This is a genomic window from Streptomyces sp. NPDC014734 (assembly GCF_043083325.1).
Classification (GTDB): Bacteria; Actinomycetota; Actinomycetes; order Streptomycetales; family Streptomycetaceae; genus Streptomyces.
The window spans coordinates 1-13,801 of the sequence record NZ_JBIBYN010000037.1 but is presented as its reverse complement, the minus strand read 5'-3'; the positions used below and the strand labels follow the sequence as shown (position 1 = coordinate 13,801).

The 13,801-nt window shown below is 70.8% G+C and carries 13 protein-coding genes and 3 pseudogenes; 9 read left to right on the top strand and 7 right to left on the bottom strand.

What is annotated here, in order from left to right; translation table 11 throughout:
• Positions 1 to 156 precede the first annotated feature (156 nt).
• The 3 genes and pseudogenes from ACF1CT_RS35450 to ACF1CT_RS35440 all read left to right on the top strand — a co-directional run.
• A complete protein-coding gene (locus ACF1CT_RS35450) occupies positions 157 to 1,356 on the top strand; it encodes an alpha/beta hydrolase (protein WP_391788137.1) in 1,200 nt (399 codons plus the stop codon).
• 46 nt (positions 1,357 to 1,402) lie between these two features.
• A complete protein-coding gene (locus ACF1CT_RS35445; RefSeq protein WP_391788136.1) occupies positions 1,403 to 1,687 on the top strand; it encodes a transposase in 285 nt (94 codons plus the stop codon).
• Positions 1,647 to 1,814: pseudogene (locus tag ACF1CT_RS35440) on the top strand (hypothetical protein); the annotation flags it as partial. The gene ACF1CT_RS35445 and the pseudogene ACF1CT_RS35440, both read left to right, overlap by 41 nt.
• 204 nt (positions 1,815 to 2,018) lie before the next feature.
• Here the strand turns inward: ACF1CT_RS35440 and ACF1CT_RS35435 are convergent.
• Positions 2,019 to 2,693 carry a hypothetical protein gene (locus ACF1CT_RS35435; protein WP_391788135.1) on the bottom strand — a complete coding sequence of 225 codons (675 nt, stop codon included), beginning with the start codon at positions 2,691 to 2,693 and terminating at the stop codon, positions 2,019 to 2,021.
• A gap of 378 nt (positions 2,694 to 3,071) precedes the next feature.
• Between ACF1CT_RS35435 and ACF1CT_RS35430 the strand changes: the two genes are divergently transcribed.
• The 3 genes from ACF1CT_RS35430 to ACF1CT_RS35420 all read left to right on the top strand — a co-directional run bounded on the left by ACF1CT_RS35430 (position 3,072) and on the right by ACF1CT_RS35420 (position 5,397).
• Complete coding sequence (locus ACF1CT_RS35430) at positions 3,072 to 3,347, top strand: hypothetical protein (protein WP_391788134.1); 276 nt, start codon at positions 3,072 to 3,074, stop codon at positions 3,345 to 3,347.
• 211 nt (positions 3,348 to 3,558) lie between these two features.
• On the top strand, positions 3,559 to 4,419 hold the full coding sequence (locus ACF1CT_RS35425) for a poly-gamma-glutamate hydrolase family protein (RefSeq protein WP_391788133.1): 861 nt from the start codon (positions 3,559 to 3,561) through the stop codon (positions 4,417 to 4,419).
• A 405-nt stretch (positions 4,420 to 4,824) separates the two neighbouring features.
• Positions 4,825 to 5,397, top strand: coding sequence for a GNAT family N-acetyltransferase (locus ACF1CT_RS35420; RefSeq protein WP_391788132.1), 573 nt, complete (start codon positions 4,825 to 4,827; stop codon positions 5,395 to 5,397).
• 935 nt (positions 5,398 to 6,332) lie between these two features.
• On the opposite strand, the gene ACF1CT_RS35415 is transcribed toward ACF1CT_RS35420, so the two are convergent.
• Together ACF1CT_RS35415 and ACF1CT_RS35410 are read right to left on the bottom strand one after the other, a co-directional pair.
• Entirely contained in the window at positions 6,333 to 8,417 is a 2,085-nt protein-coding gene (locus tag ACF1CT_RS35415; protein ID WP_391788131.1) for a WD40 repeat domain-containing serine/threonine protein kinase, read from the bottom strand.
• 827 nt (positions 8,418 to 9,244) lie between these two features.
• Positions 9,245 to 9,604, bottom strand: a complete 360-nt coding sequence (locus ACF1CT_RS35410) for a hypothetical protein (protein WP_391788130.1) — start codon at positions 9,602 to 9,604, stop codon at positions 9,245 to 9,247.
• A 150-nt stretch (positions 9,605 to 9,754) separates the two neighbouring features.
• Here ACF1CT_RS35410 and ACF1CT_RS35405 point away from each other — a divergent pair, with 150 nt between their 5' ends.
• Positions 9,755 to 9,901 carry a hypothetical protein gene (locus tag ACF1CT_RS35405; RefSeq protein ID WP_391788129.1) on the top strand — a complete coding sequence of 49 codons (147 nt, stop codon included), beginning with the start codon at positions 9,755 to 9,757 and terminating at the stop codon, positions 9,899 to 9,901.
• Between the two features lie 208 nt (positions 9,902 to 10,109).
• Here ACF1CT_RS35405 and ACF1CT_RS35400 read toward each other — a convergent pair whose 3' ends face one another.
• Positions 10,110 to 11,261 carry a serine/threonine-protein kinase gene (locus tag ACF1CT_RS35400; protein WP_391788128.1) on the bottom strand — a complete coding sequence of 384 codons (1,152 nt, stop codon included), beginning with the start codon at positions 11,259 to 11,261 and terminating at the stop codon, positions 10,110 to 10,112.
• Between the two features lie 34 nt (positions 11,262 to 11,295).
• On the bottom strand, positions 11,296 to 11,760 hold the full coding sequence (locus ACF1CT_RS35395; protein ID WP_391788127.1) for a hypothetical protein: 465 nt from the start codon (positions 11,758 to 11,760) through the stop codon (positions 11,296 to 11,298).
• A gap of 103 nt (positions 11,761 to 11,863) precedes the next feature.
• Between ACF1CT_RS35395 and ACF1CT_RS35390 the strand changes: the two genes are divergently transcribed.
• On the top strand, positions 11,864 to 12,466 hold the full coding sequence (locus ACF1CT_RS35390) for a DNA-binding protein (protein WP_391788177.1): 603 nt from the start codon (positions 11,864 to 11,866) through the stop codon (positions 12,464 to 12,466).
• Here ACF1CT_RS35390 and ACF1CT_RS35385 read toward each other — a convergent pair.
• Positions 12,463 to 13,059, bottom strand: a pseudogene (locus tag ACF1CT_RS35385) (transposase); the annotation flags it as partial. The gene ACF1CT_RS35390 and the pseudogene ACF1CT_RS35385 overlap by 4 nt on opposite strands.
• A gap of 100 nt (positions 13,060 to 13,159) precedes the next feature.
• Here ACF1CT_RS35385 and ACF1CT_RS35380 point away from each other — a divergent pair.
• Positions 13,160 to 13,573 (top strand): hypothetical protein, encoded by a 414-nt coding sequence (locus ACF1CT_RS35380; protein ID WP_391788126.1) that lies wholly within the window; start codon positions 13,160 to 13,162, stop codon positions 13,571 to 13,573.
• Between the two features lie 96 nt (positions 13,574 to 13,669).
• On the opposite strand, the pseudogene ACF1CT_RS35375 reads toward ACF1CT_RS35380, so the two are convergent.
• Positions 13,670 to 13,801, bottom strand: a pseudogene (locus tag ACF1CT_RS35375) (IS5/IS1182 family transposase); the annotation flags it as partial.

Genomic DNA, 13,801 nt, shown 5'->3' with positions numbered 1-13,801 from the left:
GGCTCCACAGCCCGAGGCTGAAGCGGGTGCCCGGTTCCTACCTTTCTTGTACGAGCCGGACCTCGCCGCCCCGCACGCGGTTCCGAGGACTCCGTGGCTCGCGACAAGTCCCGTAGGCGGCAACACCGCCCCACGCACCACCGCAGGAGTGCAGCCATGACCACGCACAGAAGCCCCGCCACATCGACCGGTCGGCCGGTCCGGATCCTGCGGGGCACCTCCGCCGTCCTGGCCTCGTTCCTCGCGTTCCTGGTCCTCGCCATCGTCCTGGGCGCGTACTTCCCGGCCATCCCCAAGGCAGGGGTGATCGGACCGGTCCTCGGCGGCCAGTACCCGTTCCACGTAGCCCTGATCGCTCTCGTGGCAGCCGTCCTCGCCGCGCTGGCCTGGCGTGCCGGCCTGGTGCGCTGGGGACGCACGGTCACCGTCATCACGACGCTGTGCACCTTGGGCGCACTGGCCATCGGCGGAATCCAGTACCGGGCCGCGCACGACGCCGGCGTCGACATCTCCCTGAGCCAGGTGTTCACCGGACTCGCCTATCCGGCGACGAAGCCGGACGCGACGAAGACGTACGCGAGCCCCGAAGGCAAACCGCTGCAGGTGGACGCGTACCTCCCCAAGAAGACGCCGGGCAAGAAGACCCCGGCCGTCGTGCTCGCCCACGCCGGAGGCTTCCACACCTTCGACAAGAGCGACCTGCGCGGCACCGGCCGCTGGCTCGCCGACCACGGCGTCGCCGTCTTCGCCGCCGACTACCGCCTGGCCGGCCCCGGCCACCCCACCTGGAACAAGGCCCCCCAGGACCTCGTCTCCGCGCTGAGCTGGGTGCAGGAGAACGCCGACGAGTACGGCGTCGACAGCTCGCGGATCTCGCTCGGCGGCATGTCGGCGGGCGGCACCCTGGCCATGAACACCGCCTACCGCCTCCACAACGGCACCATCACCGCCACGGACGGTGCCACCCCCGAGCCCCCGGCCTCCGTGATCGGCTTCTACCCCGGCACCGACGTCACACAGATGTGGAAGAAGGACGTGGCCGGAACCCGCGAGGCGGCGCAGCTGTTCACCGGGGGCACGCCGCAGCAGTACCCGGACCGCTACCGCGAGGTGTCCCCGACCTCCGACATCCGTCCCGGCCTGCCCCGCACCCTGCTCGTGGTCGGCGACCGAGACCGCAGCGTCCGCCCCGGAACCATCACCGAATTCGGCGACGCGCTCAAGAAGCAGGGCGTCGACACCGAGGTCAAGGAACTGCCCTTCGCCGAGCACGCCTTCGACGACGCGTACGGCAGCCTCACCTCACAGACCAGCCGTCAGATCCTGCTCGACTTCCTCAGCCCCGGCCGACACTGAGCCCCACTTTCCCGGCCCCGCCGGAATCGGGACAGCCAAACGTTCGGTGCACCTCCCGATCACGGAAGACGCATCGACGACCAGCGACAACGTGACCGAGGCCGAGTCCGTCGAGCCGTCTGAGGCGACGCTGCCGACGAAGTCCGTGGACGACCGACTGATCGACGAGCCGGTGGGCCGGGCTCGGGCCGCGGGTCTTCAGCTGACCGGCGGGGAAGGGCTGCTCCAGCAGCTGACCAAGCGGCTCCCGGAGTCCGCTCTCAAGGGCGGGATCACCGGCCATCTCGGCTATGACAAGCACGATCCGGCCGGGAAGAACGGTGGCAACTGACGCAACGGCTCCCGTGCCAGGACTGTGCTGGCCGATGTCGGCCCGGTGGAGACGGCCGTCCCGCCGGACGATCTCCGCGGTCATCGACAAGGTCCTCGACGGCGGGGCCGAGTGGCAGAACCGGCCCCTGGGCGCCGTCTGTCCGGTGGTCTTCATCGATGCGATCCGTGTGGAGATCCGGGACGGGGCGGACCCGTGTGGTCCACCCTGCTGCGGAACTCCTTCCGCTGTGCAGCCGTCAGGGCTGGGACAAGACCGCCGAGGTGCTCAAGCCCGTATGCACGCCGTCGGCCGAGGTCGCGCCACGGGCCCGGGGCAGAACGCCGGGCAGTCAGCCCCAGGTCTTGCCGCTGACCTGGTCCGGTCCGAAGTAGCGGGAGGTGACGGAGGCGAGCGCCGGTACCGGGCCGCCGTCCAGGCCGAGGTGGCCCAGCGCGTGCTTGAAGGTGTGGACCACGCAGGTCCGCACCGCGAGCACCGGCCCGTCGTCCATTTCCCCGCAGTCGTGGGCGGACAGCGGCCGGTTCTGCGGGCGCGCCAGCGCGAAGCAGGCCAGTGTCGAGCGTCCGTCCTCGTACTGGAAGTAGTCGGTGATCGCCCGGTTGCCGAAGTCCATGTGGGCGAAGACGACCGAGATGTCCTCGTCGCCGTACGGGGCGGCCCGCAGCGCCGGAAGTATGTCGAGCGCCTTCTCGCCGGAGGCGAGCAGCCGGGCCTCCTCGTGCGAGGGGCCCCACGGCGGAGGATCGTCGTCCGGGTCCTCTGAGTCCCACGGATGCTCCTCGGTCCGCAGCACCGTGCCGACAGGAGGTTCGTCCCAGCGGGCCTGCCCGCTGACGCTGCCCCAGTTGAGACTCGCGTTGACGCAGAGCCGCCCCGCGAGGAGCGCCCACGGGGTCCGGACGACGCGCTCGCGCGCCAGCTCGACCGCGAGCCGGCCGAACGCCTCCGGCCGCAGGAGAGTCGGCTCCGCAGGTGCGATGAAGGCGTCGGTCCAGATTCCCATACCCCTTCTTCTAGCAATGGGGAACGGGTTGGTGCGACCGTGTTTCCGAGAATCCGGACGAGCCGCGCACCGGGTGCCGGGCTCGGCGCGGGGCGGCGAGGGCGAAGCGGGAGCGGTTGCCGGACGCGGCGCCCGCCTCTGGCCGTCGTCGCATTCCGCTGCGGTGCCGCGTGGGTACGGTCTGTCCGGGCGCGGGCCGGCCACGACCACGACGGACACGCCGCCCGCCCCGCCGGTCCCGCCCGCCCCGCCGGTCCCGCCCGCCCCGCCGGTCGCGCCCGTTCCGCCGGTCCCGCCCGTTCCGGGGCAGGCCCCCGTCCCCCTCGGGGCTTCCGGGGCCGACCGGGCCCTTGAAAGGCCGCGGTCCTCGTGCCCGGTGTGCTCGGTGAAGTCGACGCCGAGATGATCGCCCGGCTGGAGAGCGGCGTCGCCGAACTGATCCGCCTCGCCACCGAACGCCGACAACACGCTCACCGCCTGCTCGACACGCACCTGACCACCGTCACCGATGTCATCAGCGGGAGCCGCTGCACCGGCCGGACCGACGCGCCTCGGTGCGTGACGATGGTGCGCGACCTCGAACCGGAGCTGTCGCGACATGCGCACGCGCCCGGCGTCGGCGAACTCCTCGGACGGCTTCGAGCCGTCGGCTGAAGTTCCGGCGCCGACTGTCGACCCTACTTGCGAAGCTCGAACGGATGGGCCGCCAGAACGTCCGCCAATCAGCAGCAACTACTCTGGCCCGAGCCGCATAAACGTGTTCAAAGTCCGGAATCAAGGCCCATCCCGGGTCAAGGCTCCCGTGCCGGGAACCCGGCGTCGCACGCATCTGCGGATCTGCCCGCCCAGCACTCAAGGAACAACAATGTCCCAGGCCCACGCCAGTCGCAGAACCGTCCTCACCTCCCTCGTGGCCGCGGCTGCGGGTGGCCCGCTCCTGACCGGTCTCGCCGCGACTGAGGCCGCCGCTGCCGGCGGCGACCTCCACACTTCGAACTCGGCCCTGTACACGAAGGCGATCGAGGGCCAGGACTTCGCCCGCCGGTTCAAGCGGCACGAGGCCTTCGACAACGACAAGAACACCACCCCTCTTCCCCGTCTGACCAGTGTGCTGGCCATCCACGGCGGCGGAATCGAGATGGGCACTTCCGAACTCTGCCTGGGCATAGCGGGATACCGGCCCGACACCCTCGCCCCCGTCACGGCGGGCGCCCCGGTGTACGACTACTGGATGCTCGAAGGCCTCCGCTCTTCCAACAACGGTGAACTGCACGTCACCGCGTCGCACTGCGACGACCCGGTCGCCCGGTCCATGGCCGCCGGGAGCGCCAATGTCCTCAGTCTGCATGGCTGCACCGCGGCTCAGGCAGGCGCGCCCGCAGGTCAGCCGAAGGCAGTCGTGATCGGTGGTCTCAACCCCCGTTTCCGCAAGTTGCTGTCCACGAAGCTGCGTGGCGCGGGCTTCCAGGTGCTCGACACCGACCCGGAGGACCTCAACGGCGATCTGCCGGAGAACATCTGCAACCGCACCCTGACGGGCGAAGGCGGCGGCCAGTTGGAGATCACCACCGAACTCCGGCAGAGCCTCTTCGGCAACTTCTCCGGTGCGAACAACCGCGCGGCCACCACCAACACGGACTTCTGGAAGTTCACCAACGCCTGCCGTGACGCAATTGCGGCGATGGAGGCCGAACAACTGGCGCGCAAGAGTCTCTTCGTCCACTGAGACCACAGCACCCCCGACCGTGCCGGTCCACCGGCCCGGATGATCGGGTGCGTGCCAGGGGACGCCGAGTCGGCGGCGGTGAGTTCCTCCGCCTTCCGAACCAGGGCCGCCTGCGTGATGTCCGGCTCGGACGAGGGTGGGGGACCGGCGAGCGAGCCGTCGGCGGTGCCGGCCGGCCCGGTGAGGTGAACGGCGTACCTCCACCGCCCGGGGTCCGGTACGGGACGAGGCCGGTCGGCGTCCCGAGGATGCGCCCGTACGGCCGTCGTTTGCTCGCCACGCCGGCGCGGTGCTGCGGACCCACCGCCCATGCGGTGTGCCCGGCGTCACCGGGGACGCACACGCCCCCGACCGTCCGGATAAACGGGTGGTCGGGGACGAGCGTGACGCGGCAGGATGCTCCGCATGGCATTGCCCACCCCCGAGCTGTATACCGCCCGCCTGCGACTGCGGCCGTTCACCGACGCCGACGCGGCGCCGCTCCACGCGCTGCACAGCAGCGCCCATGTGCTGCGCTACTGGGACTCCCCGCCGTGGACCGAACCGGCCCGAGCCCAGCGTTTCATCGCGACCTGCCGGACGATCGAGGAGGAGGGCACGGGAGCGCGGGTGGCCGTCGACCGCGTCTCCGACGGCGCGTTCATCGGCTGGTGCGGCCTGACCCAATGGAATCCGGACTTCCGCAGCGCTTCCCTGGGCTATGTCTTCGACACCGCCGCGTGGGGCCACGGCTATGCCACGGAGACCGCGCACGCCGTCCTGCGGTGGGCGTTCGACGCTCTGGACCTGAACCGCGTCCAGGCCGAGACCGACACCCGCAACGTGGCGTCCGCCCGGGTCCTGGAGAAGCTCGGCTTCGTCCGCGAGGGCACCCTCCGCGAGGACTGCGTCGTCAACGACGATGTCTCCGACTCCTGGGTCTTCGGCCTCCTCCGCCGCGAGTGGCATCCGACGGCCACGCCGACAGCCGGCCGCTGAGGGCTGTCCCGCAGCCCCCGGCGGGTGCGCGACGACGGCTACGGCGCCTCGCCGCGTCGTCGGAACGTCCGCATGCGTCCAGCGTGCCGACGCCTCTCCGCCTTGCGACGCACCACATCTGACGCCGTGCGTCGATCCACCACGGATGTCGGGGCGGCCCCCGGGATTCCGGGGGCCGCCTGTTGCATCCGGTGGTACCCGCTGCAGCCGCCCAGAAGAAGACGTGCCCGCACGAGGGGGACGGCAGGCGCGAGCGTTCGGCGAGGACGATCAGTGCACGGCGCAGCTCCGTGCCCAGTCGGACGAGCCGGAGGCTGTACTGCCCACCTCTGTAGGCGTACAGCCGGAAGACCTTGACGGCCAGTTCGTCGCGGCCGTCGGCGAAGGAGTCCGGGAGCCCGGCGAGCAGCTCGAAGTCGCGTTTGCCCGTCGCCGCGTCAGCCACCGCGCTCAGAGGCAGGACGTCAAGTTCTGCGGCGGATAGGGAAGCGTCGATCGCGACGGCATGGGCGGCCAAGGCCGCAAATACCTCGATCAGCCGCTCGCCTTCCACGATATCGATGCCCCAGGCCCTCAGGTGCTCGTGGCGGCGGGCCCGGCGCCACGCCTCCTGGTCCACCACCGGCAGCAGGACACGGCCCAGGTGCGCGCAGCGACGCCACATCAGGTCGTGATCGGAGGCCACGGTCGATCCTTCCCAGGTGAGTGGAACACATGCGGCCGAGGACCAGCCCGACCGCCGCAGGCCCTCCACCTTCCCACTGCGCGCGACGCGCATACGGACCGGAAACCAAGATCCCCGACAGCGTCAGGCACTTCACCATGGTCACGAAGCCCGGGCCTGCCGCGCTATGCACCCCAACCGGTCACCACCCGACCAGCCGCACGACCTCGGAACTCGCGACTGTCCTGACTTCCCGTCAGGGCGGGAAGGCTCAAGGAGCGGCCCCCGACGGGACCTCCCACAGCCGTACACCGTTGTTCGCCTCGGCGTCGTCCGGGGCGCCGTACCCGTCCGGGCTGCCGGAATCCTCATCGGGTTCGTCGACGCCCCCGATGGTGCTGCCCGCGAGGAACCGTCCGTCCGGGCTGAAGGCCAGCTCCCGGATCTCGTCGTCGCCGTAGCCGGTGTCGTCGTCGGACAGGATGGCGCTCGGCCTGCGGTCGGCCAGGTTCCACAGCAGCACCCCGCCGTCGGCGGTGACGGCGAGGCTCCGGCCGTCGGGGCTGAACGCCAGGTCCCGGGCCTCGACGAGACGGTTGGCGAGGGTGGCCTTGAGGCGGCCGGTGGCCACGTCCCACAGCCGCACGTCGCCGCCCGGTCCGCCGGTGGCGAGGGTCTTGCCGTCGGGGCTGAAGGCGACGGCGTAGGTGACGTCCTCAAGGGCGAGGTTGCGGCGAGGGTCGCCCTGGCCGTAGGGCTCCGGATCGATCCGGGTCAGGTCCCACAGCTTGGCCGGCTCGTTGTTCGGGTAGCTGCGCTTCTCGGACGCGTCACCGACGGTGGCGAGGGTCTTGCCGTCGGGGCTGAACGCCATGTCCATCACGCGCACCTCCTGCGTGAAGTGGGCGCGCATGTCCTCACTGCGGCTGTTGACGTCCCACAGGTCGGCCCCGGTGGTGTTGCCGAGGGTGATCCGCTTGCCGTCGGGGCTGAGGGCGATGGAAGAGGCGTGATCCTCGATGCGGCGGATCTCCCGTCGCCCCGCCACGTCCCAGACGCCGATCAGGCGGTTGTAGGTCCTCGTGGCGAGGGTCTTCCCGTCGGCGCTGAACATCACGTTGAGGACTCTCATCGGCTCCCCCGCATAGTCCTTCTCGATGAGCGTGGTGCGCACCTTGCGCGTGGCGACGTCCCACAGCCTGACCTTGCCGGCCTCGCCGCCGGTGGCGAGCGTCCTGCTGTCCCGGCTGAACGCGATGCCGCTGGTCCCCTTGGCGAAGATCGCGGTCGCCGCGACCACGGGGTACGGCTGCTTGTTCTTCGGGGGTTTCTTCGACGAGGGAAGCAGCACCGCGACCAGGGCGACGGCCAGGGCGATGGCACCGGCAACGCCGAGCAGCGCGACGTACGGCGGTGTGGACGGGGTCGCGGGGTCGGCGTCCGGTGCGGGGGTGCGCGCCGGCGCGGTGGCTGTGGGCGCGTCCGGGCCGGTCACCGGAGGTGCGGACACCACGGTGGGCGTGCGCCCGCCACCGGTGCCCCCTGTCTCCGCCCCGCCGCAGAGCCGGACGACCTCGGCGGGCGTCGGCCGCCGTGCCGGGTCCTTCTCCAGGCAGCGGGCCACGACGCGGCGCACGGACTCGGGGCAGCCGTCGAGGTCGGGCGCCGCTTCGAGGATCCGGTACGCCACCCCGTGGTCGCCGCCGCCGCCGAAGGCGAGCCGTCCGGTGGCGGCGAAGTGGGCGACGAGGCCGAGCGCGAAGACGTCACCGGCCTCGGTGACCTGCTGCCCCCGGATGTACTCGGGTGCCATGTAGGCCGGCGTCCCGGCGCGCATGCCCGTGGCGGTGACGGCGGTGACGTCCGCGGCGCGGGCGATGCCGAAGTCGATGACCTTGGGTCCGTCGGCGGTGAGGACGATGTTGGAGGGTTTCAGGTCGCGGTGGATCACTCCGGCGGCGTGGATGGTCTCCAGCGCCTCGGCGACCCTTGCCGTCAGCGCGAGGACCTCGTCGGCGGGCAGCGGCCCCCGTTCACCGACGGCCTGCTGGAGGGAGGGCCCGGGGGCGTAGGCCGTGGCGAGCCAGGGTTCTCCGGCGTCCAGGTCCGCCGCGACGACGGGCACGGTGTAGAGGCCCTGGACGCGCCGGGCCGCCGCGACCTCCAGCGCGAACCGTTTGCGGAATTCCGGGTCCGCGGCGTACGCACGGTGGACGACCTTGACGGCCACGGCACTTCCGGCGGGCGTGCGTCCCAGGTACACGCGGCCCATCCCGCCCTCACCCAGCAGCCCTTCCAGCCGGTACGGACCGATCTCCGCCGGTATGCCACCGGCCGGGTCCGACCTCCCCGTCATCCTGCGAGCGCTTCGGTGGACGCGGTGCAGCGGATCATGACTCTCCAAGCCTCTGCTCGACGACGGCCCGCGACTGTCGAGGCGTGCGAGCCCGGCCCGGATCATTTCACAACACAACTCATGGGCCCCGAGCTTGATTACGGGATCTCGGCGACGGGACCACGAAGCGGGACTCTCAGGTGTCGCACCCGGCGATCCGGAGCCCGGCCCCGGATCGGTCCCGGAAACCCCGTGAATCTCCCCGGAGTTCACCGCCCGGATGCCCGGATGCCCGGATGCCCGGATGCCCGGATGCCCGGATGCCCGGATGCCCGGATGCCCGGATGCCCGGACGGGGTGCGGTGACGGCCGAACCGAACCGGGGTGGGCTCCGGGCCTGTACCCGGGGGCGCGAAGACGCCAGACGCTTTCCCGGACCGCATGCACACACTGATGGACCCGGCGACGCCGGAAGACGGCCGTCAACGGCTCGTCGACAGTGGGCCGCATGCCGAATCCCCCCGAGGTAACGACGGAGGATCGCTGGTGCGCAGGATCGCTGCGGAAGCTCGCTTCCTCGCCGTGACCAACTGGGTCGCGCTCGGCGACTTCAACCGCGAACCGGGCAACCTGCCCCCTCTCAATCCCCCCCGGGCTCTCAAATCCTCAACCCCGACCAGGCCACCCATCGCGACGGCGGCGAGTACGGCCACGCGGTCACCAACGTACGGAACCCCCGGCGCTGGCCGCGGTCCGAAGTGCTGAACAACACCAACCGCAGGAACTGCTGGCGATCGTGGTGTGGTCCTGCGACTGCCCCACTACGCCGTGGCAGTCGCAGGACCGCCTCATATCCCGGTGGTTTGCTGCTCGGGCCGACGGCCCCTGTTGGACACCACGGCGCAGACCGCGAAGGTCACACCGAGCAGACCGAAGATGATCGCCAAGTTGCCCTTCGCCTGGATGGCGGCCTGCCGTGCTGCAGTCTCCCTTTCCCAGAGCGCCGCACCCTGTTGATTGGCCGCCTGGTACTCGAAGAGGCACTTCATGTACGGCTGAGTGGGTGCCGCGTCGCGATCTGCTTCGCAGCGGGAGTCCTCGAAAAGAATCGACGTGCCGCCGTGTTCGCCCAATGGTTCATCTGCCACCTTGGAGGCCGCGTCCAACGCGACCGCCGACAAGATCACCGCAGTGATCATGCTGATCATGGCCACAACGATGCACAAGGCGGCTCCGGCACTGCGCTCTTGGGATGTCATGCCCTGGAGAGTAACGACACCACGCGTAAACCACCGCCCCACCAAGCGCACTTACTGACCAGTACGCCAGATGCCCCCGACTCCTCCCTCCTGGCCCGGGTGCTCTTCGACACGCTGCGGGCACACACCCGCCCCTACGGCGAACCGCTGCACGGCCTCGACGGACTCGACACCCGCATTCTGCGGTTGCTGCTCGCCGGTTTCCCCGACACCGCCGTAGCCGGTCAGCCGGACCTGTCGACCTGACCGTGCAGCGGCGCATCCAGGCCCTCGTGCAACGGTTCGGAGCCTCCACTCGGATCCAGCCCGGATGGTACGCCCGGCACCACGGTTGGGCCTGAGCCGATCCGGCCCGGCCGCGGGGCGGTCTGCGGCGGCATGCGGGGGAGGGCTCGGCTCCCGTTCTCGTCCCCGGCCAGCCCCGGCCGTCGCCGCTCCCGCGCAATGCCCGGGGTCAGTCCTCGGGCGTGCTCGGCTGCCATTCGTAGCGGCGTGTGCCGGAAACGTGCAGGCACATCAGGATGTAGCCGTCGGGACTGAAGGCGACGTCGTACTCCCGGCCCGCGGGGCAGGAGCTGAAGACGCTGGGTCCTTCGGGGTCGGCGAGGCCGCGTTGGGCGTCGGCGGGGACGGTGCGGGCGGGGGGTGCGGACGAGCGGTTCCTCTCGGGGACGGCCGGGCTGCCAGTACCACCGCTGTTCAGTACCAACGCCGTTACGAGACCCGCGAGGAGCACGGCGCCGGCGGCGAGGGCCGCCCACGTGCGCCGGCGACGGGAGGACCGGCCGGTGGCGGTACGGGGCGCGTCACCGGCCCGGTCGAGGACCGCGTCGCCGAGCTGGTCGGGGACGAGAAAGGGCTCGTCCTGCCACTGAACGGGCCAGTGTTCGGTTCCCAGGGCCGCGCGGGCGGCGGTGACCGCCTCGCGGGCCGCCGCGGCGGTGGGCCGGTGCTCGGGCCGCTCCGCGGTCATGGCGGTGAGCAGCTCCGGTGAGGCGCCCAGTGCGCGCAGCACGAGCCCGGCGGCGTAGACGTCCTGGGCGGGGGAGCTGACTGCTCCGACACGCATTTCGGGGGCGAGGTAGTCGGGCGTGCCCGCGACGAAGGCGGGTGCGGTCAGCTGGAGGTGGGGCAGCACCCGGGCGACACCGAAGTCACTGAGGTAGGCGTGGGGGCGGGCGGCGCCGGTCGCGGCGAGGAGGATGTTCGAGGGTTTGACGTCGCGGTGCACGAGGCCGGCGGCGTGCACCGCGACGAGCGCGTCCAGGATCTGTTCCGCGAGGACCAGGCCGACGGCGGGTGGCAGTTCCCCGTAGTCGTCGAGAAGCCCGGCGAGCGTGCCCCCGCGGACCAGGGGCAGCACCAGCCAGGCCTCGCCGTCCCGGACGAACCAGTCGACGGGGGCGAGGACATGGGGGTGACCGATGCGCACCGACTGCTCGCACACGAGCCGCAGCAGCGACTCGACGTCGGCACCGCCGATGACCTTCACCGCCACGTCCTCGCCCTGACGCGTGTCCGTGGCCCGCCAGACCGTGCCCTGGGCGCCGCGTGCGACCGGCGCGAGCAGCCGGTACCGGTCGGCGAGCATTCCCCCAGCTTCCATGCGCCGTAGCGTACCGGCGCACGGGAGCTCGTTCTCAGGCGCCCGCGAGCGTGAGGATCACGGTGTCGGCGGTGGTGGTGATCTGCACGGCGGTCATGCCCGAGGTCGCGGTGAACGTGCCACCGATGTCGACCACGGTGTACTTGGCGCCTTCGAGGGCGGACCGGTAGGCATCGAGCGTGGCCTCGGGGTCGTCCGTGCGGTACGTGAGGACGTACGCGCCCGCGGCCCCGGTCACGGAGGTGAGCTCCCCCTTCGGCAGCGGCAGGCCGCCCGGCAGGTCGTCCGGGGCCTTCACACCGGCGACGACGGGGGAGTCCGAAGAGTCGTCCGCGTCGCCGGAGTCGGCGGCGTCCTGAGCCGCGGGGGTGCTGGGGGCGGTGGCGGCGGGCTTGTCGGAGCCCTCTGTGCGGTCGCTGTCTCCGCCGCCGCAGGCGGTGAGGCCGAAGGCGGCGAGGGCGACGACGGCGGCGAGCGAAGTGGTGCGCGTCCAGGACACGATGACATCCCGTTCAGTCGAAAGTGGGTCGGGCTTCCGGAGGGGAGATTGACACATGAAAACCCTCTTTGACAAGTGTAAAATCCGCTCCTAGCGTGGTCCCATGGATGAGACCACCACGCTGCGCAACCAGGAACTCCAGCGCCAGTGGTACGGCGCACCGCTCAGCGAACTCTGCCGGGACCTGTGCACCCTGTTCTCGGTGACCCAATCCGGCCTCGCGGAGATCCTCGGGATCTCACCGGCCATGCTCAGCCTCGTCATGAGCGCCCAGCGCGCCCGGATCGCCAACCCCGACGCAGCCGCCCGCCTCTCGGCGGCGCTCCGCCTGGCCCACGACGTCCGCGCCGGGACCGTATCGGCCACGGATGTGCGCGAGATCCTGGCAACCATCCGCGCCAGCCGAACCCCCGGCCAGGACTCATTGGGCACCTCCGCCCTGCCGCCCGCTCCCGCTCACCCGGCCCCGTCACCGGCCCACGGTCCGGCCACGGACCCGGACACACACTTCGTCCTGCGGCTGCGCGAACTGCTCAACTCCCGAGCCGGCGCCGCGGAGATCCTGGCCGCCGCGGAGATCCTGGAGCCCGACCACCCCGGCCTCGCCGGCATCCTCCGCACCTGCGGCACGGGACGAACCGACGAGGCCGTGGAATTCGTCCGCCGACTCGGCGTCGGCCGCGGCACCGGCGACGGACACGGCTGAGGGTTGTCCCGCGATCCGTGGATCGGCACGCGGCGTCGGGGCGGTCCAGCGCCCGGGTAGCCGCCGTCGGCGATCGTCATGGTCTTGCCGACGGCGGCCTTCGCGCCGGACTCCTCCCACGCCTTGCGGTCGTTGCGGTTGCCGGGCAGAGGCCGGCCGACCAGGACGACGAGCCGGGTGTCGGCGTCGATGACGACCTGGTGGTTGGTGGAGTACCTGTAGTTCTTCGACTGCTCGGCGATGGTGTGGTCTTGAGTGGGCACCAGGGTGCCGTCCACGATGAGCACGGTGTCCATACGGAATCGCTTGCGGGGCCGCAGCGCGAGCGATGGTCCGAGGTCGACGATGATGCGGTCGGCCGCCGACTTGGACACCCCGGACAACGGGGCAATGTGCCGCATGGTCAGGTTCGTGCACCAATACGCCGCGACCAGCAGCACCCGGTCCTCCAGCGGAAGACCCCACGGGCGGCCCTTGCGGACGGCGTCCGTACCCTGGCGCCGCAGCACGGTCATCAGCTTTCCGGACAGCCGCGGGCTCAGCCCGCTGAACGGCGCTTTCCAGGACGGCGACGCCGTGATCACACCGGCCACGGCGAGATCGTCTCATGTCGATCACGCTGCGGGGCCGCCGGCCTCTGATTGGGACACAACTCGGTCACCTGGACGGATTCGGCATGAGAGCCTCACGCCCGTGGCTACTGAAACCGAGGTGGGAGAGCTGTTGCACCAGCGTGGCTGGCGGACGGCGTTCACGGTTGCTGAAAGGGTCAACGCGTGGGCTGCCCTGGTGAGCGTCATCGAGCGCGGCTACGGCGACAACATCTACGAGTACACCAACGACCTCTGCTGCCGAAACTGGCTGCACGAGGCGTGGCTCCTGCTGGACGAGCACGTCGTCCAGCTCTGGACCCCGCGGATCAAAGCTCTGGACGACCAGTACAAGGCCGTGACCATCGACGACGACGGCCAAGCACTCGATCAGTTCCACAGACTGCCCGGCCCTGACCTGTGGTGGTGGCGGCGCCACCCCCGCATCCTCACCGGAGACCTAGGGCGTTCGCTTCTCTCGGCCGGTGCCATCGGCGCCGCCCCGGACACGGCATGACCACCCTCGGTCTCGTGGGATTACGGGACAGCGCCTAAAGGGTGTTGCACAAGGCCGCGTTCGGGCAGGTCAGGGTCGGTGAGGGCGGTTCTCTGGTCATGATGTGAGGGCGAGGTTGTGCATCTGGGCGACTGCTTGGACGGCGTGGTGGAGGCCGTTGCCGTGCTGTCGGCAGTCGCGGAGGATCTTGTAGTTCTTCATCCGTCCGATCACGTGCTCCACGCGGGC